The organism is Bacteroides galacturonicus (assembly GCF_003096855.1).
Classification (GTDB): Bacteria; Bacillota; Clostridia; order Lachnospirales; family Lachnospiraceae; genus Lachnospira; species Lachnospira rogosae.
Genome location: NZ_QEOA01000007.1, coordinates 40,464 through 64,670, shown reverse-complemented (window position 1 = coordinate 64,670; position 24,207 = coordinate 40,464). Strand labels below are relative to the sequence as shown.

The following is a 24,207-nucleotide window of genomic DNA, read 5'->3' as shown; positions in this document are numbered from 1 at the left end:
TTTGCACCAATAACAAATAGACTGTTTTTAAAACATCTGATATATGAGTTTTTAATTCATGTTCAAGGACTGATGATGTACTAAGAAAAAGACGGAATAAATTCGGTTGTCGGTATAGATTGCCTGTTTTACTTAGAATCACAAATTGCTCCTTGACCCGAGCAAGCCTGTGAAAATAGAAAAAGGATAGCTCTGGTTATACCAAAACCGTCCTAATATTTTTGGACATTATAAAACAGATTACCCACAGAACGGTTTTTTTTATTTACCGAACGAGGTAATATTTTTGTTTGAATTTACAGTGCATATAATATGAGTTTTTAACACATTCTAATCACATGACATGAAGTATAAACTCATGCTAGGTGATTAAAAATGAGAAAAAAGAAAGATACACACAGCTTTGATTTTCGTCCTTTAGGACTGGCAATCAGAGAAGCCAGAGAGAAAGCAGGGCTTTCCAGAAATGATTTAGGCGATAAAGTCTTTTACGGAGAACGTCATATCGCAGATATTGAAAATATCGGGAAACACCCTAGCTTTCAGTTGTTCCATGATTTAGTTACCATGTTCAATATATCTGTTGACGAGTATTTCTATCCAGCAAAAAATATTGAAAAAAGCACAACCCGCCGTCAGATAGATTCGTCACTTGATTTATTGAGTGATAACGAATTAAAAATTATTCAAGGTACGATTGACGGTATCTTGAACAGCAGAGAGAATAAGAAGTAATTTGCTTCTTATTTTCTCTGTTTTTCTATACAGGTACTTTAACACCTATGAACATGAAAGGAAAAACTTACCTATTTCAAATCAAAGAGAAAAGTTTCATAGTCCTTTACATAGTACCGTATATTTTTTCGCCCTTTTTGAATAATAGTGTGTCCCTCTGATTCTAATTTTTCTTTTTGTGCCTCAATGCCATTTGGATATTTAGCATTCAGTTCTCCGTTCGCTTTTAATGTTCTCCAATAAGGCGTTTCATCTTCGGAACGCTGATAACTAGCCCATGCCACAATAGAAACAAAAATTCCTGCTGTAATCGGTTCTGTAAAATCTGCACCACTCAACTCCGCAAAGTATTCTCGTATTGTCCCAACAGTAATCACTTTACCATAAGGGACTTTTTTCATTACTCTGTCATAGTCAATTGGCGGAGCAAAATACATTTTACTTCCACCATATTTTTCAATGCTTTTCTGGTCTGTAATGATTTGAAATTTTGGCATATCCTTGTTATCGTGCAACATAGCATTAAAATCTTTTTTATCTTCGTTTGCCATTTCTGCCACCTCCTGCTTTAAGAATAATCTGTTTGTCATTCCTATGCAATGAGACTGTTTGAAAAATTTGTTGATTTTCGATTTGTATATTTCTTAATTCATGCTATATCATAACTAAACACAGAATCATGGAATTAAAAAATGAGCCGACAATCTATAAGTTACAATAACTTACAAATTATCGGCTCTGCGTCTTAGCGTCTGGCTCTCTGATAATTATATTTCCACGTTTCATATTGATTATAGTTTCTTGTTTGCACTTCGGACAGAATAACGGAAAATTTATCAATTCTGTATCGTTCCGTATTTTGGTTCGTGTCTTATTGTTACAAATAGGGCAAAACACCCATGATTGATTACTCATAAAAGCTCCTCTCATATTCGCTTAATCTTACAAATTTATTCTACAAATTTTATTTTTTCATAAAAATAACTAGTCAATACCATTACTAAAGTTATCTCCAAGACATCAGCAATTTTAATATATATACGGAAAAAGTTTATATGTTTTTTCTTTATATAAGTTATATTCTTTGAAATATTTTTGTAAAACTGCTTCTTCAACATTTATTCTTATTTGATAGCAAACAAAGCTACAAATAGCAACTATCAATATAGCAGGGATATTCTTTAACGCAATACTCACGCCCAATAATGACAGAATACTTCCAGTGTAGGCAGGGTGGCGTACAAATTTATACATACCATTTGTTATTAGCTGTTGTTCTTTACTAATCTGAACATTTAATGTAAATGCCTTTTTTAAAGTTAAAACAGCTTTTATACGAATACAAATCCCGACTGCTATAATTAACATACCAATTTTTGCAAAGTAAGCAGGCAACGTCAATTCTCTTATGCAAAATGGAGCTTTTTGACTGATACATAGAAAACTAATTATCAAACAAAATACAAAATTTAAATATAACAACCATTTCGTTCCTAAATCTCTAGTGTCAATTTTTTCAGTTCTATTTTGCTTTGAACGTGTATAAAAGAAAATAAATATTTCGGAAATAAGTAAACACATTAGCAACACATTAAATATATAATATTCAATAGCACTATTAAATTTTGTCATATCGCCCATTACTATTACCTCTTATTCCTTAATTTTAAAAAATTGTTTATTTCATCAGCTTGTCTTTTGGAAATATGATAAAAATAGCAATGAATAGCTATCATAATTAAAATATAGACACATGAATACCATGTAATGTTAATTGCACTAAACGCAAACCATTTACCTATAAATGCCACACCAATGGTTATTGGATATAATATAATCATTTCAGCAATAAAGTGATATATATATTTGCTAAAATCTATAAATGATAGAAGCCAATCGACAATCACTGACACCATAAGATAAACAAACACCTGCAAAATAAAGAAACAAAATCTGTCTTTAGAATATCCTGCTATAATATTGCTTATCGTTGCATACAAAATAATAAATGTAAATGCCATAGAAAATGCAGGAAGATATGTCCTTAAAAATTTATTCATAATAGCCACTCCTTATCTTATCTCTTAGAATAGGAATATATTTTCTTGAAACAATTAGATTTTCTTCATTGTTAAGTTCTGCCAATAATCTGTGGTTAGGGTAAGGTTTAACACAGACCAGACAAGAAATATTCAATAAGGCTGTTTTGCTTATCCTTACAACATTTGACCTTATTAAATCTTGTTCAATAGCAGAAAGTGTCTTTTTACATTCAAATATTTTTTGTTGAGTGTACATAAATGTTTTTTTATCAACAGTTTCAAAATACAAGACTTCATTTAATGGTATCTGATACAGCTTTTTTTCAAAAATTCCTTGTATAAGATATTCTTGTTGACGGATATATTGAACAATCCGATTTAAAGGTTGGGTCATACTTGAATATCGTATATCTATTTCCGGTTCAGCCAAATCTTTTTTTTCCAATAGTTGCAGTTTCAATATGCTTTCCTCCATGTACTTTAATAGAAGTTTAATATTTCTCCAAAACAGTCGCAAGCACTTTAAGTTCAAATACCCTTAACAGTATGTAAAATACCCACATTCCACTTTATTCAATTAAAGTTTTATTTCCTTTGTAATTTTATAGATATATTCCTCTGGCGTGGGACGCTTATTTCCAAACAGCTTTTTGAAATTCGCCTGTACCTCTGGGTCTGTACTGTTCATGGCTTCATCAATAGTAACCTGTATATTTTCCCTTAATTCCGATACAGAGACACCGCTTGCCTTTGCACCAGCCTTTAAGATTTTTTTCATATCTCCTTTTTTTAGTCCGATCATGTAATACCCCCATGTAATCTTATTTTCTAGCCATCACTAAATAACTGGATTTATTTTTCGATACTGTATAACTTTTATAATCTGTCATAAGTAAATCCCTTCCCGCTAATATCGTTCAATATTTCCATTATAGTTATGAGCTTTTTCAAGAAGTGGACCTTTCGCCCCCATTGTAAATGCAATATCGCTACTTCTAATACACAACAATTCATTTCCTATATCAAGATTTAACTGTTTTAATAGCTGTGATGTAAACTGAATACTACCATTTTCCTTTAGAGGAAGCCACGCATATTTCCGTCCTTTATATGTAACCAATGTTCCTCGTGGAATAGACTGTTTTTCTAACTGTGGACACTCATGTAAAATATGACTTAATTTTGACTTAGATAATAGAGGATATGTCGTTACGCAAAACCCACCCGTAACCTTACTTCCTGTAAAGATAATGATTTTATCATCATTTAGCACTTGATATTCTTCAAGTGCTTGCGTTGGAAATTGAACGGTTAAATCATCATGTATCAAAGATAGTCCAAATACGAATTTTCCGCCTTTATTTAATTGTGGCATAAGCACATCTCCTTTCTCTTTCATTTTCCAGATATTCGTGTTATAATCAAGCTAGAGTAATATAATATAATACTACTCTATATATAGAGTAGCTTAAATCATTGTATTTGTCAAGGAGTGTGAAATATATGTTATCAAAATCAGCTACTATGCTTTTAGGGCTTATTACTCATCAACCACTTAATGCCTATGAAATTGTTAAAACTTTAGACTACATGAATATCAAGTATTGGTTCAATATTGGAACGTCTACTGTATATGCCACAATTAAAACTCTAGAGAAAAAGCAATATCTCGTTGGTGAAATACAGAAGGACGGTAATATGCCCGATAAAACTGTTTATTCAATCACGGAACAAGGAAAAGCAGTATTTTTGGAGACTTTGCGAACTTCTTTTTTGAAGTTCGATTATGATACGAATATTTTTTCTATCACAGCATTTTTCCTTGATTGTTTACCAGAAAAAGAACAAAAGACGCTGTTAGAACAGCGTATGACCGTTTTACAAGAATATCTTGCTGGTATTCAAAAACAACATACAGAAGAATGGGAAAAACAAGTTAACCCATATCATGTTGCCAATCTACAACGTATGACGGATATTGTCTTAGCTGAAATTAGCGGTACAGAACGACTTTTTAAAGCTACAACAAAATAGAATATATGGAAATAAGGCTTGCGAAGCATACTATATAGAGTATGACGCAAGCCTTTTTTAGCCTTTTTTACAAACTTATTCTACAATCTTCCAGTTATCGTCCTTATGAAGCACCAGCTCATACTGTGAGATTTGTGTCATTTTCGACTTGTTATCCAGATACTTCACAGACACACTAACCTTAAGATTATCGCCATCTTTGGTAAAAACAGGATTTACCAGCTCCGAAAATACATAATCGCCGGATACAGGAGCAAGCACACCATCTTTGACATAATAGGCAAGTTCTTTTTCCGTAGCTGTCGGATACAGCTTAAAGAATGTTTCCAAGAAAGCGGTAGCGTCCTTGACGGTATCGGAACTGACACTGACATCTGCTTCCAGTACTTTCGGTTCATACTTTGATTTCTGTACCGCCGGAGCAAGGGTTGGATTCTGGGTAATGACCATTGCACCGTCCTTATCCACATGAACGGTCACGGTGTAGTTTTCTGTGACTGCCTGTGTCTGTTCTCCCTCTTTTACCTGCTGATCTACTTCGTAGGCAACGGTAAAATCGTCCGTTCCAGACTGTTCTATATTCCAGACCAGCACATTTGTAACGGTCGCACTGGTTGGTATGTCCGTTCTGATGGTATAAGCGTTCAAGTCCTGTAATTCTTTGGTAAGGTATTTACTGATTTCTGTTGTCCTTGCTTCAATGGCTTCCTTGCTGGTATCCCATGAGTAGTAGGCTTTCGCAAAGTTCTTGACGAAATTCTCAATACCGTTGGTATCGTTCAATCTTAGCTGAATGATTTCTTTTTCATGTACCGTGTGGGTGTCAATGGCGGTAAAGTTCTTATACACACCAAAACTGGTGCTTGCCAGAAGCACCGCCCACAACAGCAGAACAGATTTCTTATGTGTACCGACTTTCATGGTACGCACTTTCTTATTCTTAGGTGCTTTCTCTGTTTTTTCTTTCTTCTTAAACATATTTCAAGTCCTTTCTATTGTTTGATTCTTCCGGCACAAATGATGTGCTGTTGCCAGTAGGCAGAGATCAAATCGGTATAGCCGATTGGATTTCCGGCATGATACATCTGATTGTTCCCTACATAGATTCCTACATGGGTAACATAGTCACTGGTATTGTAGGTGGAATGGAAAAAGACCAAATCGCCAGCCTGTGCCTGTGACAATGGGATATGCTGGGTTGCGTCATACTGTGCCTGTGCGGTTCGTGGCAGACTGATTCCGGCTTTTCCGTAGCACCACTGGGTAAGACCAGAACAGTCAAAAGAGGTGTTCGGGTTACTGCCACCGTAGACATACTTCCAGCCTTGATATTTCAACGCTTCATTCATAACCGCCTGTACCGTTTCGTTACTGAACTGCTTCACGGTCAGATATTGGTTGACCAGCTCCACATAAAACATATTCCCGTAGTTATAACGCCAGCCACCATTTTTACTGACTGCTATCGGGTTCGTATAGGTCACTTTTGTACCGTCGGATTTATTCTTTGCGAAATTCTCTGCAAGATTGAAGCTGTGCTTTTTTCCGTTCTTCGCCACATAGTCTGCATAGCCACCACCATAGTTATAAGACTGAATGACCACGTTAATGTCATTCATGCCTTTGGCTTTACAGGAAGAAAGCAGGGAAGCAAAATATTTACACCCCTGCTTTATGGATTCTTCTGTACTTAATGAGTTTGGCGGTAGACCCAGACTTTCACTGGACTGCATGACATCAGTAGCCGTACCGCCACTTTCCACCTGTATGATAGCAAGCAGGACGTTCACATACTCCGAGATACCGTTTTCTCTGGCGTATTTTTCTACCATCGGCTGATGTTTGAGGACATCAGCTGACAGGTTCATGCCAGAATAGACAGGCGAATAGCTGTTTGAACTGTCGTCATCTTCGCCGGAAATCAATATCCCGAAAAAGAGGACGATGGAGAAAAGGACTGGAAATATCGTACCTATGATAAGGATACGCTTTAATCTCATTTCTTCCGTCCTTTCTCTGGTTGCTTCGTAACAGTCTTACGATTTTGTTTTTGGTTGACCTGTGTTTTCTGTACCGTAGATTTCTTATGATTGCTGATGGATTCTGCTACGTTTGGCTGGTTCGCTCTGGCAACAGATTTAACCTGCTGTTCCTGTCTGATATTGGTTCGGACAGTTTCTTTTCCAGCCTTGACTTCTGCATTTTTTATCACAGGAGAAGTAGCAGGACGTTTCATATCCGGCGTTTTGACCGTATCGGTCTGTGCAGGTTTTGGAACAGGTGTGGCAACAGGGCGTTCATGGCTTCTGGTAGCTCCGGCTGTCGCTGATCCATTCGCATGAACTGTCTGTTTTGCTTCCTGTGCTTTCTGCAATTCCTGTTTTTTCTGTGAGATATTTTCCCTGTGCAGATTGCGTTTCTGTGTACGCTGTTCCTGTCGGTTTTCCCGTTCTTCCACAACGCCACGCTTAAAGTCTGATACATTATCCTTTGCTTTCTGTTTTGCAGAGTGGACAGCATAACCAGCCTGTGTCGGCAAGTCTTTCACATTTTCTTTCAGAGAGGAAGCACTGTCATGGACTTTATTTTTCGTATCCATCACAGCACCTACCGCAGAACCGACACGGCTTCCCATGCTGGCAGAGGTATTTTCCCGTTTCTTTGGCGGTTGGTTCGTTGCTGGCTTTCCGGCTCTGGCAACACTTGCACCAGCCACCGCACCTGCAACACTTCCAGCACCGACAGCCCTTGCAATCCTGTGTTCCATACGTCTTGCCCTGTGTCGCATGAACACCATCGGTCTACGGAAAATCCGGCGACCTATCTGCTGGCTGTCATTGGCATTAAGACTGAACATACTCATTAGTTCTCCGAGCTTCATGTAGATTCCGGCAAAACAGATTATCTGCAAAAATGCCACCATGAAGAACGGGTAGTCCGTGGAAATGTTGTAGAACATACTGGAAATCGAAAATGCCACAGTCACAATCAGCGTGATTCCAGCTCTTGTCATAATGGCGTTGAATACACGGACAACTGCCTGTTTCGCCATGTTCTCATAGGTCGGTATCATGGACAGCAAAAAACTGACAGGTAAAAACATGGCATATATGATAAAAAGTATCTGGGAAAAAAACATCATGCCGGTAAGCAGGAAGATAAAGATTGTGATACCGAGATTAAAAATGAGCAGGAAGAACACCATGCCAAGACGGTTGACGACCTGTGGAATGGTAAGGTTGTCATTGTCGTTATCCTCAATCTCTGTTTTCACGACATTTTCCCTTGTTTCCCCATCTTCGTCTGACGGGCTGGCAGATACCAGAGCTTCCACACGGTCAGCCCCGATTTCTTCGGTATCGCTGTTCCCGAACTGCAATAATAACCACGGTTTTTCTACCTGTATCGCAAACAGGCTGTCACGGATAAGGTCTACGCTGTCCTTACCTTTACTTTGTGAATCGGGGAGCATGATTTTTGTCCCCAAGTCCAGAGAAGCGGTGCTGATGTCTGAACTGAAATCATTGATTTTCTGGATATAATTTGGAGCGTAGGCAATAAAGGACGCAGACACAATGAACACCACTACAAAGTTGATAACAGCGTGAAGTGCCTTGCTGGTTTCCCGTTTGAGAAGCCCTGTATATGCAGTGTAAACACCTACAATCAGAATGATAATGAGCAGGAATCCCACATAGAATCCACTGCTGGAAAATCCGTTTTCGGTCACTCCGGCAAGTGTCTGGATACTTTTCCCGATACTGTCTGCCATGTCATTGATGAAGTCCAGCTTATACGCCTGTTGCACCACATATCCTGTGGCATTGCTAAGATACAGGCTGATTGTCCACACAAAATTTGTGATACAGTAAAGCCCGTACTGTACCGATTTTCCAATGCCGTCCAGCCAGTTCCACGGTAGCCAAGACCAGCTATTGTCCACATAGAAATCAAGCTGATAGTTGGAAAGCGGATACTTTGAATACAGGTTGTCTGCATTGACCGTATCATCGACCAGTCCAGACGCATGAGCTACCGTCCCAAGCAGGGACAACAGTACCAGCGTAACGGTCACGGCAAGCAGTACCAGTTTCAGTACATGGAATACCTTTTCTCTTGTGATAGATTTCATCATTCCAAATCCACCTCACTTTTTATCGGCGGTCTGGTATCAAAGGCATGGAGCAGTTCTACAAAGACAGGGTGTATCTGTACCACACCGACACGCCCGTATAAATCCTGCATTAAGCATTGTCCGTTCTCCAAATCCCTCAACCGTTTCTGGTTGTTTTCGTCCTCACTGTCCAGCCCGAAAAACTCTAAGGTCTGCTTGATTTCATTGGTATCTGTGGAGCGGAAAGCAAACTTTAAACCGATGTTATTTTTCAGACTTTCTTTCGATACGTCCCCAGAGGATTGTGTCACGAAATAAACTCCGGCGTTCATGGCTCTACCAGCACGCACCAGCTTGTTTGAGAGTGTTTCTCCTTGTGCCACATTTAAGAACGCCCATGCTTCGTCCAAGTCTACAATTTTAAAAATACTTCGGTCACTGTGAATAAAGTCAAGGGCAAAGGTACTGATAACAATTAAGATGGATACTGACAACAGTTCAATCGTGGTGTATTCCTCAAAGGTGGTATCCTTATCCGGCAGAACCAAATCTGCAACCTGTATGATGTTGAGCTGGTTATCCAGACTGATTGCATTTTCCACTGAACCGTCCGAGAACAAAAGCTGTGCAAAATCATAGTCCGTAAAACTTTCGATATGGTCTGCAATGTTACGGGATACGGCGGTATCCTCTTTTCGCAGTTCCTCAATAACCTGCAACAGCCCGTGGTTCTGGTTCTGGGATACCGTACGGACAGCTTTTCTAAGGACAGGGAACTTTTCGCCATCACGACTGCTGATACCTGTAAGAAATGTCAGAATATCAATGGCAAGACTTTCAGCGTCCTTGACATCTTTCATAATCACATACGGGTCTAACAGCCCTTGATTGCTGGAATCACTGGTAATGTTTACAATGTTGATTTCCTCTGCAATCTCCGGCAGTGTTGCTTTCCAGTTCCCACGTTCACTTTTCGGGTCTAGGATGACTGCCTGTCCACCGAACAGGACGGAATAATACACCAGCAGGTTATTACAGAATGACTTTCCACCGCCAAGCGAACCCACAAAAGCAGAAGCCAACGCATTTGTGACCGTACCTTTTACCCCTTGACTGGCAAGGGACGGTTGCAGATAGACATTTCTTCCCGTATCCACGGAATAGCCGATATAGATTCCTGTATTTTCTCCCAACATCTGGGTAGCACCGAAGCCAAGTCCAGCTAAAAAATCGGATTTCACATACTGGATATAATCATTGATATAACGCTTGCTGGCTGGAAGAAACTCTCCATGCAGTCCCATCATATCTCCGGCAGGACGTACCAGCTTCACGTTCAAATCATCGTAAAAGTCCTTGACTTCATCACAACGGCGTTTCAGTTCGTCAAGATCGGGTGCAGACACCCGTATGACGTAACTTAACTTGTACATACTTTCCTTGCTCTGGTCTAAATCTGTTTCCAGTTCATCGACACTGTCTAAGGCTTCCACCACATTTGAACTTGTTTCATTTCCGGCTTGATAGGCGTGATTGTCCAAGTCCTTTAATTCCTTTTTCTTGTTGCGGACAGTGGTTAAGGCTTTCTTATTTCCCACAATCTCAACATTCATGGAAGTATCCACAGGGAATGTGAACTGCTGTTGCTGGAAATAAAAGATTTCCGATGATGGGAAGTCCAACTCCCCGACAATGGCATTGACCGTAAAGTAGGACACATAACTTTCACTGTCCTCATGTTCCAGACGCAAATATCGCTGGCTTTCTTCCACCACACAACGGGTAGGACGGATAAGGTCATAATACTTAATCAGTGTTTCTCTTTTTAATTTTCTTTTTGGTAGAGGATACACATAATCTTCATAGGCTATCCCGTCCCTGCCGTAAAGGTGTTCCATCAGATAGGCAAAGTCTTTGGCTTCCAGTCGGCGGATTTTGAACCTACGGGAGATTTTGTTTTCCAGTAATTTCTCCATCTTCACATAACGGTTGATTTCATCATTGCTCATGGAAACAAAGTCATTCATCAGCGTGTGCCTTACCTCATTCAAAAACTCACGGAATGTCAGAAATACCGATTTTTTGATGTTCTTCAGATTGACTTCGTCCTCTGTGACCATGAGCTTGAATCCCAGAAAGAAACGGTAATCAACTTGATTGTCGCCTATCATAGATACAAGGGCTTCGGTCTGGTCGTCTATTTTCTGATAGGCGACTTCCTTTAATTTCCCCGTTACCAGCTTCTTTGACTGTTCCTGTATGCTTCGGATTGAGCTTTCGGTTGCAATCTGCAACGCATGAATCTTTCCCTCACGGGACTGTGCGATAAGCTGACGGAAGCTGTCATGCACAAGGTATTTCTGTTCTGGGGATAAGAATGAATAATTGTACGGTATCAGCTCATAGTAGGCGAACACCTCATTGTCCTTATTCCAGACAAGGTTATTGTCGATATATTTAATCGGGAACATAGGTCACACTCCTTACTGCCGTGATAGTTTCCTCAAATTTCTGCTTATGCAGGTTCACGGCTTTTCCGGCATAAGTCACTTTGGGACGCAGGGCATACAGAACCATCGTCTTGATGTAACTGTATGGCTTTTTCCCGTCAAAGGTTTTCTGTGACATAAACCATGTAAGAGCAACGGGAATCCCGAAATATTTTAAAAATGCACCCTCAATCATAGAAAGTGGCGGTAGGTCTGCAAACAGAATGATGATAAATTCCGTCAGCACGAACCATGTAATCTGGGTAAAGGTCACGGGGAATGGCAGGTTTACATCATTGATGGCATACAGTACCTTTTCCACGTTCCAGATACTTGTATAACTTCGGATTTTCTTCACTTGTAAATACTCCTTTCTTCATTTTCATAACAACAGGGACAGCCAGATTTTCCAGACTGCCCCAAGAGAAAAGCTGACAGTAGCACCAGTGGCGGTGCTGATCTGCCAGCCCTTAACGCAATACCTCACAGATACCAGCGTTTGTTGCAATAAATGTCCCCTCTATATCGAGGTCACGCCCGTAGGCTTCATAGTCGATATAGTTCTGTAAAGAGGACGGGATTTCTCCGAGTACCTGTTCTTCATCAATCAGATAGTAGGCTAAATCGGTCATCGTTTCACAGCCGGAATACAGAATGATGTCGTCCTTATGTTCCACCAGTTCTTCCAGACTTCCATAGCAGGATATAAAACTGTCCAAGTCGTCCAGCAGGTAATCCGGTAATTCTTCCAACTGCTCATAGATACGGTTCAGTTCTTCGATGGAAATGTATTCGCTAATCTCCATCGGGAAGTTGTCCGTATCATGGATTGCGTATTCTTCGTACTCAGCATTTAAGCCGATACGTTCTGCAATCACTTCTTCGTCCAATGGAAAAGAGAACCAGTCCCCGACCAGTTCTCCCTCATTGTACTTGCCAAGATTGGCTATATAGACTTGCATATCATCAATCATAAGCGGTCACTTCCTTTCGGTTGTATTCATAAAATCTGCCATAAGAATCACCGCACATTACAGCTTGAACATACCGTTGTTGCAGAGAGCATAACGTCCTTTTTCTTCCAGTTCATGGGCGTAGGCTTCCAGATTAAAATATTTCTTTCCTTTTTCGGAAAGAGCAGAAAATTCAATGTTATGCTCCAAGCGGTAACGGGCAACGTCCATGATGTTGTGGCACTCTGGATAAAACAGAAATTCTTCTGATTTCTGCAATAAATCCTCTACACCGCCACAATAGGGAATCAACTCTTTATAAGCCTGCTGAACTTCTGGCGATAAATCCGTGTAAGCAAAGTACAGCTTGTTTAATCGTCTGACAGATGTTGTCCTTACAATATCGCCAGCAAAGGGGAGCTTCATATCAATGATTTGATAATCATTGCTGTCAGCTTCCACGCCGAGCAGGTCACGGAACAGCTCATAATCAATGGGTAAATCAAACCAGCGAGAGGTTTTATCCTCTGCTAATTTAGTCGTTTCAATCAATACGCTACATTCTTCCATAGGCTTTACGCTCCAATAATCTTATTAAATAACTGTAACAATACGTCTTTTACGCCGGACGCATTGAATACAAGACCAACGGCTACTAAGGCAACTACCAAGAATCCGATAAGTTTGGAAAACTCACGCTTGAATCCCAAGTAGATTCCGATAACAACAATCGCCATCAGCACAAGGCTCTGTGCGTTGCTTAAAAACCAGTTATAAAGGTTCTGTCCAAAATTCATGCTTTCTTTTCTCCTTTCAGTTCCATCATTTTTCGGTCAGACTGTCTGCCAGCCTGTAAAATACACATGGCAATCACGCCAACTGTTCCACCTAAAGAGAAGAACAGGAAATCAAATAATAATCGTTGCATGTTTCAATTCTCCTTTTCCAAAATCACATCTTCGGTAGATGTGGTCTGTTGTTCGATTATCTTGTAGTGCTTTTCTGTCAGTTTCGTGGATTTACGGATTTCTTTCAGATAATCAATCCCTGTTTTCGCTGTGATTGTTTCCAGCATTTTAAGTGTCGGGTCAACCTGCCGTTGAATCCAGCGTAGGGTTCTGTCCAGTGTGTAGGGTTCGGGTTTGGTCGTGAGCTTTAACGGCTCTCTGTTTTCCCCGATGAACCACGCCCAGCGGACAGATAATTTCCAGTCGCTCCGTTTCTTGTCTGCTTCCTTATCCACAAAGCGTACATAACGGTTGATAATAGAAAATGCCGTCCGTTCAGCGTCATAGTAAGTCAGCAGGTCACGGACAGCATAATAAGCACGTTCATTTTTTAACCGTATTTCAAATCTGTTTTTTATCGGTGCTTCCTCAATGGGAATCCCAAGTTTGATGTACTGCTCATAGCTTTTTTCATAAACACAGAAGTACACCTCACTTTTCAATGAGCCGATATAAAGTGTATAGCCCATACCAGCCTTGTCCTGTTCCTCATGCTTGACCAGTTCGCCGGAAGCATAGGACTTAAAGGAACGGAACACCGATACACATTCCTCATTCCGGCATTTTTCGGTCAGTTCTGGAATATCTAACATTCCCGTATGGTCATTGATGGCAAGGTCAAGGCGTTTCATCACACCGCCGTCCACCAGAGCGTCCATAAGGAAATCATACCAGCTCCGTTCCTGTGCCAGCAGATAACTTTCAAACTGACGACAGCCTTTTCCTTTCAGTTCCAGCAGGACACCTTTTTCTTCATCGGGGGAAGTATATACAAAAATATCTCCGATGTAGTAGTGTTCCGTGTAGCTGTAATGCCCGAAGTCCTCATGTATCATGTACTGAATATTGAGCTGTAAAATATCTTTGATGATGTGTCCAATATCCAGTGTCGGAAACCGTATCCTCACATAATCAAACAGCATGGTAAGCGGTGCTTCTGGATTGAATTTTTCCAGAGCTTCCAAAAGTTTTACTTTCATTTCTTCTGTGACCGCCACCTTGCCGGATTCGATACGGCTTAAATGTTCACGGCTGATTCCAGCCATGACCGCAAGTTTCGTCTGGGATACACCGTACTGCAAACGCCTGTCTGCAAAATCCTGTATCCACTCTGTATCATTCAGTGCGATACCCCCTTTACGAAAAAAACTGTGACATTTTTTATTTGATGTCACAGTAATAAAAAAAGCTACCAAACGCTTGATTTTAGCCAAGAATCGGTAACTTTTGTGTCTGTTTCCTTGTGATTTGTGCCCCTCTGTTAGATACCGAGGGGCTTGATATATGCTGGCGTGGCTACCGCCACACCAGCAAGGCTAGTCCGTACCTGTGGCTTTCGCTTCGCACGCCACCTGTCCGTCCTGCCTTATGTGTGCAAGTTCTCCAATCATACCTAAGAAATCATATCCTTTGGGTACAAGCGGAGTATAAAATTCAGATATGACGCTTGTTCCCACATCACAGTATCCACGCCCTTTGATTCGCTTCTGGAAAAACTGTTTTTTCACATCGCTTCCAAAGAGCATACCGTAGCCGAGTTCACTCATGCGACCAAGCCCCACACGGAAGTTGAAATTATCTCTGATACCGTCCCCGAAATACTTTGCGTCTGGACGCTGGCAAGCCACAATCAGAAAATATCCAGCCTGTCTACCAAGCATGACGATTTTCTTTAACCGGCTTAACAGGGCGGTGCTTTCCTTTGTCGTGAGCATTTCCAAGAACGCCACATATTCATCAAAGATAAGGAACTGTGGAGCAAGCCCCAGATAGGCATAGTTTTCTCCTGTACGGTAGTTCGGGTGCAGTTTCATTTCTTCCGAGCGTGTGACCATGCCCTCATAAAAGGTATTGACGCAGTCAATCATATCGTCTTTCGTGTGGTAGACGTTTTCCATGACCGTTCCCAAGTCTGCAAGGTCAGCGTTCTTTGGGTCAAGAATATATAAATCTGCATTGGTTTTAAGCAGGGCTTCAATGATGGTCAGTAGAAAATAGGTCTTTCCACCGCCAGTACCACCGCAGATAAGGGCATGGGGAAGTGAATCATATTCCCACACCAGATTTTTCATTAACCGCAGACCGCCATTTTCGGCAATCACTTCATCAATTGAAATACGGTTCGCTATCATATCATAGAGCAGGGTGTATTCGATGTATCCGTCATGCAGTGTTTTGTCGGTAAGTTCACAGTACAGCCCCGATTCCAATTTATCCTCTAAGGACAGGAGCTGTTCTTGATATTTTCCCATTGTGATTTCACACAGAATATGCAACAAACCATTGTCCATCTGGTAGTAGATTTTTGGAAACCACACGATTTTTTCTCTTGATCTGCTTTGCAGGTCAGTGAAAAAACCGCTGTCTTTGGTGTTTTCCGCTTCATACCATTTATTTTCCAGCACCATACGAGCCAGTTTTTGTCGGTGTAACAACCGCTTAATACGGTCATATCCGTAACGGTAGTAGAGAAAAACGACCAATGCACAAACACCAGTCGCTATCAGAACCGTAATGGAATTGTAGGCAGTCCAAGTAATTCCGGCATGAAGCAGGTTAAAATCTTTCCAGTCCGTAACAAGAAGCTGTCGCAGATTCAGTAGCAGGAACACCGCAACGAACAGGAGCAACAGCCAGCCGATACAGAAATGATAGACCAGCGATCTATCACTGGCACGAATCCTGTTACCTTTAAACGCCCATACTTTCATTAAAACTCCTTTCTTTGGACATAAGAAAAGCAGTCAATCGTGTAGACTAACTGCTTTGCGAATATAAGTATTAAACTTAAATAGCTCGTTCTGGAATAGTTTTAGAATATTTTCTAGGATTAGTTACCCATGTAAAAATAATTGCACCACATTCAGCACATACTAAATGATGTATCGGTTCTTGATTATCTAAGAAGCCTGACGCTCCATACAACCTGCAATCACCACTTTGGTATCCGTATCTAATATCAGTTCCTTCACAATATGGGCATGAGCTAATTTCAACTTTTCCTATTTTCATTTGATTTTCCTCCCCGAGTTTCGATTTAATTATTTAATACATTATATCAATTACACTTGACCAGTACAATGAAAATCTAAATTGTGAATTTATTTCTTCGGTGGTTGCTGTGGAGCATTGTTCTGTGGATTCCCGGCATGAGTGCCTTTGTTCTTTAGAAGAATATCGTCTGCTTTTACATACCAGTCCACATCTGCACCACGGTAATTTGCATTGGCTACCGTATCTGCAACAGGATTGATAAGTTCCACTTCGGCGTTGTAGTCATAGTCTTTTAACGGCACAGTCGCCGGAACGGATACCTGTATCATGCGTCCCTGTGTGTTGCATTTCAAATCGTAAGTACGTTCCTTGATTTCCTCACTGACCGTTCCATCTTCATTCTGTACATGAACCTCACGGCGTAATGCGGAGAACTTCAACACTCCGAAAGTCTTTTCTTTATCAATGACGATTCCATTTGCTAATCTCATAATCTGAATACCCCCTTATTTACTTTCTGCTGGTAACATATCGTCTGCAAGTAAGATGTAATTGACAAATCCACGTTCCCCAATTTTATAGCCATCGGTAGTAATTCGTGGGTTGATAAGTTTTACTTTCTGCTCCGGCGAGAAATGTTTTTCGCCAGCTTTGGCAGGAAGTGTCACAACTACATCATCGGCTCTCTGCACATCGGAATACAGGTTGTAACTTCTGTTAATGACAGCCATACGCCCGTTGATTCTCTGCTGTTCCGTAGTATTTTCTCCGGCAAACTCCAAGTTTCCGAATGTCTTTTCCATGTTTGGCACGACAAATCTTAATTCCATAAATAATTGACCTCTTTTCTTTCTGTTTTAGTTTCTTTCCTGCTGTACGTTGTGGGGAGCTACACTCCCCACGCCCCTAGTGGACTTCACGCCCCCGTAAATCAGAGCTTCACGGGAGCGTGAAGTTGCAAAAAGGGTGGCGACCTTGAACGCTCTACCAACCGCTACCTTACCGCCTTATGATTTCTTTCTACGGCGTTTGAAGTAAAGCATACTGCCAAGCCCTACGCAGGAAAGACCGAGCATGGCAAGGTAAGCATAGATATTGGTATTGTCGCCTGTTTTTGGGCTGTCACTTGTCTTAACCGTAGATGGTGTATCCGGCGTGTCAGTATCCTTTGGTGTGTCTGGGACTTCCGGCACTTCCTTGATTGTCACAGTCTGTCCATCGTCTGTGATGTCCTTATGTTCTGTTACTTTCTTTGGTTCGTCTGGATTGGTCATATCGTATAATTCCTCAAATGTAACAAGGCTCTTTCCACCAAGAGAAGAACCATCAAAGGTAAATGCAATCTCAACCGTCATTTTTTCATTGTCGGCTGTAAACTCATAATCATTGGATACTTTCTTTCCATCAATCAGAAGTTCTGCATTTTCCTCTTTTAACATCTGCCAGCCGGAAAGTTTGTATTTTGTTCCAACTTCCAGCCCATCTAATGTGACTTTATCCACAATCGTTACATCTTTTCCGGCTTCGATTTCTTTCTTGCCGTTCTTGTCCGTAGCGGTCGTATGGATTTTGATGATACGTTCTGTGATAAGAACAGTCTGTCCATCATCGTTGATGTCCTTATGTTCGGCAACCTTGACGGGCTCTTTCGGATTGCTTATATCGTACAATTCCTCAAAAGTAACAAGGTTCTGACCGCCAAGAGCTGAACCGTCAAAACTGTAAGTAATCTCAACCGTCATTTTTTCGCTGTCAGCAGTAAAGGTATAATCACTGTCTACACATTTCCCGTCAATCAGAAGTTCGGCATTTTCTTCCTTTAACATCTGCCAGCCGGAAAGTTTATATTTTGTTCCAACTTCCAAGCCATCAAGTGTGACTTTGTCCACGATCTTGATGTCTTTTCCGGCAACAATCATTTTTTCGCCTGTTTTCTTGTCGGTCGCTGTGGTATGGATTGTGATTTCTTTTTCATATTCATCGGTCAGTGTCCCTAAATTTACGGTCACTTTATTTCTGGATACGACCACCTCAAAAGCTGGAATCAGCTTAAATCCGGCGTTGGAATCACACTTTAATTCCTCAATCACATAGGTATCATAAAGTAATGCACCTTTGCTGTCGTCTGGTTCAGATGTTCCAAACCATACACCGTCCTCACTGGATTTTCCGGCATTGGTATTGACCTTGTGGGAAGCCCAGCTTGAAGCAGTGGAGAACTGACCGTTTTTGTCCGTGACTACAATATGGGATTCTCCCGTTGTCTTGCTTGTAATTCTGAATGGAACACCTGCAAGGCGTTTGTGTGTACCTGCACCGATTTTTACACCCTCAATATCGCCACGCTTAATCTGGTTGTAGACAGAGTGGGATTTGTCGGTCAAATCCATGATTTTTCCATCTTCCGTGATAGAAAAGTCGATTGTCTTTGCACCATCTGTTAAGTAGCCCTCAGGTGCTTTGCTTTCTTCTAATCTGTAATTTCCGTAAGGGAGCAAGTCAGCAGAAGTAGAAGCGATTCCGTCAATGCCTGTCTGAATCTTCTTGACAGTTTCATTCTTGCTGTATAATTTCCCCTCAACCAGTACAGGACTGTCATTTAAGGAAATGATATTAAATTCTGTGTACTGTAAGGTAGCACTTCCCTGTGCTTTGGTATCCTTTGTTTCAAGGTCACGTTTCTGGATTTTCACACCGCCACGGATAACCTTGTCAGATACGGTATACTGGTTGCTTCCAGAAAGTACAGCAAGTTCGCCATCTTCGGAAATCTGTGTAAGGTATGTTCCCTTAATCTGTTCGGAACTTCCGTCAGCCTGCATATATGTACCATCTAATAAGTAGCCGTTTGGTGCTTTTGTTTCTGTGACAGTGAGTGTACCAAGTGGCAGTACATTTTTACCGTCCTGTGTATAGAAGCTGTCGCCGGATACTTTGTAGCTGTCGGCAAGTCTGGATACATAATGGATAGTTCCGTCACTGTCTTTTTCGGCAACGGTTTTGGTTGTCCATGTACGGGTAGCTTTTGCAGGTAGATTATCTGCATTGTAGTATCCGTCATAATAGCTCCATGTGAACTCTGCACCCTCTAAAGAAGCAGTTCCCTGTGGAGTAGATTTTCCTGTTTCCATGTCAATTTTGAATAAATCAATCAAAGTCTCTGTGACCTTTGGAGTGTCAGCAACAGTTAATGTCGCTGTTTTTCCAACTTCCACATTTAAGGCATGGACTGTAGAATCCAGCTTGTAACCCTTTGGAGCAGAAAGCTCTTTGATGTAAACTGTTCCGGCTTTTACCTCAACTTCTTTGGTATCACCGTTTCCATCGGCAGTAAGTGTGGCAAGCTGGCTGTTACAGCCTTTATCAGAATAGACACCAAATGTTGCACCCTCAAAGGAATAGTTGGCATTGCCATCTGTGACCGTGGGATTGGAAGAAGTCTTTTTGACCTTTGCATTTCCCACATTTAACTTCGCCCAGAACTGTCCGATGTCCTGTCCTTCGCCAGTATAAATGTAACCGCCACATTCATAGCGTCCCTTATTTGCTTTCACAAATGCTTTCGCACCAGCGTAAACTTCATTCTGTACTGCCTGTGAGATTTCATTATAGGAAGCTCTGACGTTATCGCACTGCCAGCCGAGCTGTTCACTCAACCTCTGCCAGACAACACACTGTTCCAGCAAGTATCCCTGTTTGTAATTCAAGTTCGTATGAGAAGCGGTATATTGCTTGACGTACTCTAAGGAAAGAGCAACGTCCGCAATCTGATCGCTACTCATACGGGAGCTTGCGTCAGAACGTGTTTTATATCCATTCTTAAAACTGGTGTTGATATCCACGCAGTAGGCAGTTTCGCCCTCAACTTTCATGTGTCCCTCATTGAATGTAGATTTGATAGAACCATCATTCATAACGTGTTCAATGTAGCCGACACGTTCTGCTGATTCTGTCCAGTATTGATTGCCGGAAGCATGAACCGCCGTCACTGGTAATGCCGTGAGAATGGTTGCAAAAGCAAGCGTTCCTGTCAGCAATCGCTTTACTAGCTTATTCATATTTTCTCTTTCTCCTTTCGATTTTGGGTATGAAAAAAGCCGTCCATTTCTGAACGACTGGAAATAGAAAAGGAACGCCAAAAGTGTACGTTCCATAGTCTATAAAATATTTAATTTTTCTCTCTGGTGTGCTATCTGACGCCAATTTTGACCCCAAATTTCTGAAAAATGACGATTTTTGATGAACAGCTACAAATTTTCAAAATCCGTGAAACCCTTGTAACTAGGGCGTTACGGGACTATATGAAACTAGACAAAACCAACGTCACAATAACAATAGGCGAGTGCTAATAATTTATAAATAGTTTATAATTATTTCAATTCCTGCTATTTTCAAAAGTACTGAAAAGACAGTACAGGATAAGCTTGTCAACAGGTAAAATGATTGACAAATACTGTTATAAATACTAAAACATATATAATATATTAGTACGTTAATTAAATTTCTATTATGATTTGTCAAATTCGTGTGAAGTAATCTAAAGGAAATTGGATTGTGATTTCGATTTTACATTTATTATTAGATTCTAATCGGTATATTAAGAACGTAAATTTATACAAAAGGGGTATATTAATATGAACAAAAGAATAACAAGGAAATTGTGCATTGTTGGCTTGATATCTTCTATTGTCTTATCTGGATGTGGTAATGCAGGTATAACAGGTGGCAACAGAGAGGAGTTATCAGGTGGTACAGATAAAGTTGTCTCTTTAAAGGTGTGGACAGAAAAGGATGGTCTGGATGTCATGAACAAAATGCTAGACAGCTTTAAGGAACAATATAAAGATGAAGCAGAGTTTGATATAACAGTTGAAATCCAGGCAGATTCACAGGTTCGTGATGTTATGCTTACAGATGTACACAATGGTGCAGATGTGTTTTCATTTCCAGATGATCAGATTATATCATTAACGGCTGGCGGAGTTCTGACAGAGGTACCCAATGCAGATGAAATAGCAGCAGCTAATGTAAAGGAGTCAGTCGAAGCAGCGACTCTGAATGATACATTATACGGCTATCCTATGACAGCAGATAATGGATATTTTATGTATTACAATAAAGATTATTTTTCAGAAGATGATGTTAAATCATTAGACAAAATGTTGTCCATTGCAGCAGCTAATAATAAAAAAGTAGCTATGGAGTTTAATTCTGGATGGTATCTTTATACATTTTTCGGAAATACAGGACTTAGTCTTTCTATTAAACCAGATGGTATAACTAATGAATGTAATTGGAATTCGCAGACAGGTGACATAACCGGAGCAGCTATAAAGCAGGCACTTGATAGTATAGCAGCTAATCCAGGGTTTGTAAGTATGCCTAACGGAGATATAGCTGAACAGATTAAAAGTGGTGATGTTATAGCAGGAATAAGTGGTGTATGGGATGTTATGAATGTAAAGGAAGCCTGGGGAGAGAATTATGGTGCCTGTAAGCTGCCAACATATACAGTTGCAGGAAAGGAAGTTCAGATGTCTTCGTTTACAGGCTATAAGATGATGGGAGTGAACTCTTATTCAAAGAATAAAGAATGGGCATGCAGGCTTGCTGACTGGCTGACTAATCAGCAGAATCAGGAGCTTAGGTTTAAAGAGAAAAATCAGGGACCATCTAACAGTAAGGCAGCAGAATCAGATGAAATCAAAAAAGTGGCTGCAATACAGGCAATCATTGCACAGTCCCAGTATGGAACATTGCAAAGAGTAGGAAACAGCTACTGGGATGCCTGTAAGAAGTTTGCTAATACCGTACTTAGTGGTAATAACGGTGGTTTATCAGATCAGGAAGTTATGGATACATTAGTTAATGAAATTACAGCTTCTGCTGTTAAGTAGCAGTAAGATGATCAAAGTTGATTTACTGTATGTGAAAAAGATTGGAGAACAAGCATGAATAATAAAAAAAGGGCGAGCCTGAAGACACTGATATTATTGCCGGTATTTATACTAGGTGCTTTAACAATAATATGTAATGTTATGGCTATAAACAATATAAGAACTGTTAACTCTAATGCCGCTGATATAACAGATAATTGTATGATGAGTGTTTCAGATCTTGGTGAAATAAAGAATGATATACAGGTTATTCATACACTTGGATTATCACATATTATTGCAACAGATCTTAATACTATGATATCAGTGGTAGGTGAGATTAATGATAATCAGGAAGAATTAGAGAAAAAGCTGGACGAATATAAGAAATATGTCCAGAATGATGATATGGATACATATAATTCATTAGTAAGTAATTATAATACTATGAAATATGAACTTGGAAACATTATGGCATACAGTGCTTTAGGCAAGAATGAGGAAGCATATGCTATTGCTAACGGAGTCGTAAGTGATAGCAGCACAGCAATCCAGAAGGATATTGAGGTTCTAAGCACACATGCCAATGATACAGCTTCTGAGGCAAGGGAAAGGCTTACCAGTGTGTATGTAAGTTCACTTGTCAGCAATGGTATAGTTATTATTATAAGCGTTATATTGATTATTGTAGCAATATATTGTGTTATGAAGTATGTTATCAAACCAATTATCGCAACCAATAAAGATATCAGGGATATTATTGATGGAATCGATAATGGAGAAGGAGATCTGACAAAGCGTGTAAGAGTTATTTCTAATGATGAGATAGCAGATCTTGGCAACGGTATCAATCTTTTTATGGATAAGCTGCAGGAAATACTAAAGCTGATTATAGAGAATACTAACTATATGGAAAATGTTGTTGCTGAGGTTGATGGCAGTGTTGTCAAATCCAATGACAGTGCTTCTGATTTATCTGCTATGACAGAGGAATTATCTGCAACTATGCAGGATGTAGGGCTTTCTGTTAATACTATTAATGATAATGCTGATAATATACTAAAAGATGTCGAGATTATAGCGACAAAGTCAGATGATATTAATCAGTTCTCAAAGGAAATGAAGGCAAATGCAGAAAAAATAGAGAGTGATGCAAGATATAATATGGTTCAGACAGGTGAAAAGGTTGGGAATATATTAGATGTTCTTAATAAGGCAATAGAAGATAGTAAGAGCGTTGACCAGGTAAATAACCTTACGAATGATATTCTTAATATATCAAGCCAGACGAATCTGTTAGCACTCAATGCTTCAATAGAAGCTGCCAGAGCAGGTGAAGCGGGTAAGGGCTTTGCAGTAGTGGCAGATGAGATTCGTCAGTTAGCAGATTCAAGCCGTGAAACTGCCAACAAGATACAAAGTATTAACTCGGTTGTTGTTGCTGCTGTTAATAATCTATCAGATAATGCTAATAATCTGGTTTCGTATCTTCAGCAGACTATTCTTCCTGAATTTCAGACATTTGTTGATGGCGGCGTGAAATATAAAGAAAATGCTTCATATATAGAGAATGCAATGGATGAATTCGTTGAGAAAACAGATGTCCTGAAGAAAAATATGGATGAAATAGCTCATTCCATCAATACGATAACAACAGTAGTTGATGATGGTGCTGCTGGAGTTAATAATGCGGCTATAAGCACACAGGATCTTGTTGAGGATATGGTCAATATCAGCAATAAAATGATAGAAAACAAGAGCATTGCCCAGAATCTTAAGAATAGTACTAACATATTTGCAAAGTTCTGATTGTGAATATTGGGGAGAATTGTGGGAGTGCGTAGCACGGAACAATTCGTAGGTATCAAAGTCGGGGGCTTTTGCCCCCGACATCATCATATAATAAATATTTACAATTTTCATCTGCCAGTTTTAAAAAATGGGCAGACTATAGAATGAATTT

At 40.1% G+C, this 24,207-nt stretch carries 26 protein-coding genes; 4 read left to right on the top strand and 22 right to left on the bottom strand.

Going from position 1 to position 24,207, the window contains the following annotated elements; all coding sequences use genetic code 11:
• Positions 1 to 375 precede the first annotated feature (375 nt).
• Entirely contained in the window at positions 376 to 735 is a 360-nt protein-coding gene (locus C7390_RS10745; protein ID WP_055158670.1) for a helix-turn-helix transcriptional regulator, read from the top strand.
• Positions 736 to 806: 71 nt separating this feature from the next.
• On the opposite strand, the gene C7390_RS10740 is transcribed toward C7390_RS10745, so the two are convergent.
• From C7390_RS10740 to C7390_RS10710, 7 genes are all read right to left on the bottom strand, one after another.
• Positions 807 to 1,286, bottom strand: coding sequence for an MGMT family protein (locus C7390_RS10740; protein WP_055158669.1), 480 nt, complete (start codon positions 1,284 to 1,286; stop codon positions 807 to 809).
• A 178-nt stretch (positions 1,287 to 1,464) separates the two neighbouring features.
• On the bottom strand, positions 1,465 to 1,650 hold the full coding sequence (locus C7390_RS10735; protein WP_081021270.1) for a cysteine-rich KTR domain-containing protein: 186 nt from the start codon (positions 1,648 to 1,650) through the stop codon (positions 1,465 to 1,467).
• A gap of 114 nt (positions 1,651 to 1,764) precedes the next feature.
• Positions 1,765 to 2,376: a methyltransferase family protein gene (locus C7390_RS10730; RefSeq protein ID WP_055158668.1), complete on the bottom strand. Its 612-nt coding sequence runs from the start codon at positions 2,374 to 2,376 to the stop codon at positions 1,765 to 1,767.
• A gap of 5 nt (positions 2,377 to 2,381) precedes the next feature.
• A complete protein-coding gene (locus C7390_RS10725) occupies positions 2,382 to 2,795 on the bottom strand; it encodes a hypothetical protein (RefSeq protein WP_006857579.1) in 414 nt (137 codons plus the stop codon).
• Entirely contained in the window at positions 2,788 to 3,237 is a 450-nt protein-coding gene (locus tag C7390_RS10720) for a LytTR family DNA-binding domain-containing protein (protein ID WP_158293293.1), read from the bottom strand. The genes C7390_RS10725 and C7390_RS10720 overlap by 8 nt, the downstream gene beginning before the upstream one ends.
• A 117-nt stretch (positions 3,238 to 3,354) precedes the next feature.
• Complete coding sequence (locus tag C7390_RS10715) at positions 3,355 to 3,555, bottom strand: hypothetical protein (RefSeq protein ID WP_318295675.1); 201 nt, start codon at positions 3,553 to 3,555, stop codon at positions 3,355 to 3,357.
• 129 nt (positions 3,556 to 3,684) lie between these two features.
• Positions 3,685 to 4,152, bottom strand: coding sequence for a hypothetical protein (locus tag C7390_RS10710; protein ID WP_055158613.1), 468 nt, complete (start codon positions 4,150 to 4,152; stop codon positions 3,685 to 3,687).
• Between the two features lie 128 nt (positions 4,153 to 4,280).
• On the opposite strand from C7390_RS10710, the gene C7390_RS10705 reads away from it, so the two are divergent.
• Positions 4,281 to 4,811 carry a PadR family transcriptional regulator gene (locus tag C7390_RS10705; protein ID WP_055158612.1) on the top strand — a complete coding sequence of 177 codons (531 nt, stop codon included), beginning with the start codon at positions 4,281 to 4,283 and terminating at the stop codon, positions 4,809 to 4,811.
• A 75-nt stretch (positions 4,812 to 4,886) separates the two neighbouring features.
• Here the strand turns inward: C7390_RS10705 and C7390_RS10700 are convergent, their stop codons facing one another.
• From C7390_RS10700 to C7390_RS10625, 15 genes are all read right to left on the bottom strand, one after another.
• On the bottom strand, positions 4,887 to 5,789 hold the full coding sequence (locus tag C7390_RS10700; RefSeq protein WP_116444194.1) for a conjugal transfer protein: 903 nt from the start codon (positions 5,787 to 5,789) through the stop codon (positions 4,887 to 4,889).
• 14 nt (positions 5,790 to 5,803) lie between these two features.
• Positions 5,804 to 6,811: a bifunctional lytic transglycosylase/C40 family peptidase gene (locus C7390_RS10695; protein ID WP_116444193.1), complete on the bottom strand. Its 1,008-nt coding sequence runs from the start codon at positions 6,809 to 6,811 to the stop codon at positions 5,804 to 5,806.
• Positions 6,808 to 8,946: a CD3337/EF1877 family mobilome membrane protein gene (locus C7390_RS10690; protein ID WP_116444192.1), complete on the bottom strand. Its 2,139-nt coding sequence runs from the start codon at positions 8,944 to 8,946 to the stop codon at positions 6,808 to 6,810. Before C7390_RS10690 ends, C7390_RS10695 begins: the two co-directional genes overlap by 4 nt.
• Positions 8,943 to 11,396, bottom strand: a complete 2,454-nt coding sequence (gene tcpF, locus C7390_RS10685) for a conjugal transfer ATPase TcpF (protein ID WP_116444191.1) — start codon at positions 11,394 to 11,396, stop codon at positions 8,943 to 8,945. Before tcpF ends, C7390_RS10690 begins: the two co-directional genes overlap by 4 nt.
• On the bottom strand, positions 11,383 to 11,772 hold the full coding sequence (locus C7390_RS10680) for a conjugal transfer protein (RefSeq protein ID WP_032508084.1): 390 nt from the start codon (positions 11,770 to 11,772) through the stop codon (positions 11,383 to 11,385). Before C7390_RS10680 ends, tcpF begins: the two co-directional genes overlap by 14 nt.
• A gap of 112 nt (positions 11,773 to 11,884) precedes the next feature.
• Complete coding sequence (locus C7390_RS10670) at positions 11,885 to 12,388, bottom strand: antirestriction protein ArdA (protein WP_005423194.1); 504 nt, start codon at positions 12,386 to 12,388, stop codon at positions 11,885 to 11,887.
• A 57-nt stretch (positions 12,389 to 12,445) separates the two neighbouring features.
• Positions 12,446 to 12,937: an antirestriction protein ArdA gene (locus C7390_RS10665; protein ID WP_116444190.1), complete on the bottom strand. Its 492-nt coding sequence runs from the start codon at positions 12,935 to 12,937 to the stop codon at positions 12,446 to 12,448.
• 5 nt (positions 12,938 to 12,942) lie between these two features.
• A complete protein-coding gene (locus tag C7390_RS10660) occupies positions 12,943 to 13,164 on the bottom strand; it encodes a hypothetical protein (protein ID WP_004844214.1) in 222 nt (73 codons plus the stop codon).
• On the bottom strand, positions 13,161 to 13,295 hold the full coding sequence (locus tag C7390_RS10655) for a DUF3789 domain-containing protein (protein WP_005611092.1): 135 nt from the start codon (positions 13,293 to 13,295) through the stop codon (positions 13,161 to 13,163). Before C7390_RS10655 ends, C7390_RS10660 begins: the two co-directional genes overlap by 4 nt.
• A gap of 3 nt (positions 13,296 to 13,298) precedes the next feature.
• The gene (mobT, locus tag C7390_RS10650; RefSeq protein ID WP_456362885.1) at positions 13,299 to 14,588 is read right to left on the bottom strand and encodes a MobT family relaxase; all 1,290 of its coding nucleotides are present in this window, start codon (positions 14,586 to 14,588) and stop codon (positions 13,299 to 13,301) included.
• 102 nt (positions 14,589 to 14,690) lie between these two features.
• Positions 14,691 to 16,085 (bottom strand): FtsK/SpoIIIE domain-containing protein, encoded by a 1,395-nt coding sequence (locus C7390_RS10645; RefSeq protein ID WP_116444189.1) that lies wholly within the window; start codon positions 16,083 to 16,085, stop codon positions 14,691 to 14,693.
• 76 nt (positions 16,086 to 16,161) lie between these two features.
• The gene (locus C7390_RS10640) at positions 16,162 to 16,386 is read right to left on the bottom strand and encodes a hypothetical protein (RefSeq protein WP_055039113.1); all 225 of its coding nucleotides are present in this window, start codon (positions 16,384 to 16,386) and stop codon (positions 16,162 to 16,164) included.
• 89 nt (positions 16,387 to 16,475) lie between these two features.
• A complete protein-coding gene (locus C7390_RS10635; RefSeq protein ID WP_035403730.1) occupies positions 16,476 to 16,859 on the bottom strand; it encodes a YdcP family protein in 384 nt (127 codons plus the stop codon).
• Between the two features lie 15 nt (positions 16,860 to 16,874).
• Positions 16,875 to 17,198 (bottom strand): YdcP family protein, encoded by a 324-nt coding sequence (locus tag C7390_RS10630; protein WP_055158624.1) that lies wholly within the window; start codon positions 17,196 to 17,198, stop codon positions 16,875 to 16,877.
• A gap of 177 nt (positions 17,199 to 17,375) precedes the next feature.
• The gene (locus C7390_RS10625) at positions 17,376 to 20,426 is read right to left on the bottom strand and encodes a VaFE repeat-containing surface-anchored protein (RefSeq protein ID WP_116444188.1); all 3,051 of its coding nucleotides are present in this window, start codon (positions 20,424 to 20,426) and stop codon (positions 17,376 to 17,378) included.
• A 576-nt stretch (positions 20,427 to 21,002) separates the two neighbouring features.
• Here C7390_RS10625 and C7390_RS10620 point away from each other — a divergent pair.
• The gene (locus C7390_RS10620; protein WP_116444187.1) at positions 21,003 to 22,265 is read left to right on the top strand and encodes an extracellular solute-binding protein; all 1,263 of its coding nucleotides are present in this window, start codon (positions 21,003 to 21,005) and stop codon (positions 22,263 to 22,265) included.
• A gap of 54 nt (positions 22,266 to 22,319) precedes the next feature.
• Positions 22,320 to 24,053, top strand: coding sequence for a methyl-accepting chemotaxis protein (locus C7390_RS10615; protein WP_116444186.1), 1,734 nt, complete (start codon positions 22,320 to 22,322; stop codon positions 24,051 to 24,053).
• Positions 24,054 to 24,207 lie beyond the last annotated feature (154 nt).

Excerpts from the sequence above, each read along its gene's own strand:
- C7390_RS10745 (WP_055158670.1), top strand. The coding sequence starts at position 376 with ATGAGAAAAAAGAAAGATACACACAGCTTTGATTTTCGTCCTTTAGGA.
- C7390_RS10740 (WP_055158669.1), bottom strand. The coding sequence starts at position 1,286 with ATGGCAAACGAAGATAAAAAAGATTTTAATGCTATGTTGCACGATAAC.
- C7390_RS10735 (WP_081021270.1), bottom strand. The coding sequence starts at position 1,650 with ATGAGTAATCAATCATGGGTGTTTTGCCCTATTTGTAACAATAAGACA.
- C7390_RS10730 (WP_055158668.1), bottom strand. The coding sequence starts at position 2,376 with ATGGGCGATATGACAAAATTTAATAGTGCTATTGAATATTATATATTT.
- C7390_RS10725 (WP_006857579.1), bottom strand. The coding sequence starts at position 2,795 with ATGAATAAATTTTTAAGGACATATCTTCCTGCATTTTCTATGGCATTT.
- C7390_RS10715 (WP_318295675.1), bottom strand. The coding sequence starts at position 3,555 with ATGAAAAAAATCTTAAAGGCTGGTGCAAAGGCAAGCGGTGTCTCTGTA.
- C7390_RS10710 (WP_055158613.1), bottom strand. The coding sequence starts at position 4,152 with ATGCCACAATTAAATAAAGGCGGAAAATTCGTATTTGGACTATCTTTG.
- C7390_RS10705 (WP_055158612.1), top strand. The coding sequence starts at position 4,281 with ATGTTATCAAAATCAGCTACTATGCTTTTAGGGCTTATTACTCATCAA.
- C7390_RS10700 (WP_116444194.1), bottom strand. The coding sequence starts at position 5,789 with ATGTTTAAGAAGAAAGAAAAAACAGAGAAAGCACCTAAGAATAAGAAA.
- C7390_RS10695 (WP_116444193.1), bottom strand. The coding sequence starts at position 6,811 with ATGAGATTAAAGCGTATCCTTATCATAGGTACGATATTTCCAGTCCTT.
- C7390_RS10690 (WP_116444192.1), bottom strand. The coding sequence starts at position 8,946 with ATGATGAAATCTATCACAAGAGAAAAGGTATTCCATGTACTGAAACTG.
- tcpF (WP_116444191.1), bottom strand. The coding sequence starts at position 11,396 with ATGTTCCCGATTAAATATATCGACAATAACCTTGTCTGGAATAAGGAC.
- C7390_RS10670 (WP_005423194.1), bottom strand. The coding sequence starts at position 12,388 with ATGATTGATGATATGCAAGTCTATATAGCCAATCTTGGCAAGTACAAT.
- C7390_RS10665 (WP_116444190.1), bottom strand. The coding sequence starts at position 12,937 with ATGGAAGAATGTAGCGTATTGATTGAAACGACTAAATTAGCAGAGGAT.
- C7390_RS10660 (WP_004844214.1), bottom strand. The coding sequence starts at position 13,164 with ATGAATTTTGGACAGAACCTTTATAACTGGTTTTTAAGCAACGCACAG.
- C7390_RS10655 (WP_005611092.1), bottom strand. The coding sequence starts at position 13,295 with ATGCAACGATTATTATTTGATTTCCTGTTCTTCTCTTTAGGTGGAACA.
- C7390_RS10645 (WP_116444189.1), bottom strand. The coding sequence starts at position 16,085 with ATGAAAGTATGGGCGTTTAAAGGTAACAGGATTCGTGCCAGTGATAGA.
- C7390_RS10640 (WP_055039113.1), bottom strand. The coding sequence starts at position 16,386 with ATGAAAATAGGAAAAGTTGAAATTAGCTCATGCCCATATTGTGAAGGA.
- C7390_RS10635 (WP_035403730.1), bottom strand. The coding sequence starts at position 16,859 with ATGAGATTAGCAAATGGAATCGTCATTGATAAAGAAAAGACTTTCGGA.
- C7390_RS10630 (WP_055158624.1), bottom strand. The coding sequence starts at position 17,198 with ATGGAATTAAGATTTGTCGTGCCAAACATGGAAAAGACATTCGGAAAC.
- C7390_RS10625 (WP_116444188.1), bottom strand. The coding sequence starts at position 20,426 with ATGAATAAGCTAGTAAAGCGATTGCTGACAGGAACGCTTGCTTTTGCA.
- C7390_RS10620 (WP_116444187.1), top strand. The coding sequence starts at position 21,003 with ATGAACAAAAGAATAACAAGGAAATTGTGCATTGTTGGCTTGATATCT.
- C7390_RS10615 (WP_116444186.1), top strand. The coding sequence starts at position 22,320 with ATGAATAATAAAAAAAGGGCGAGCCTGAAGACACTGATATTATTGCCG.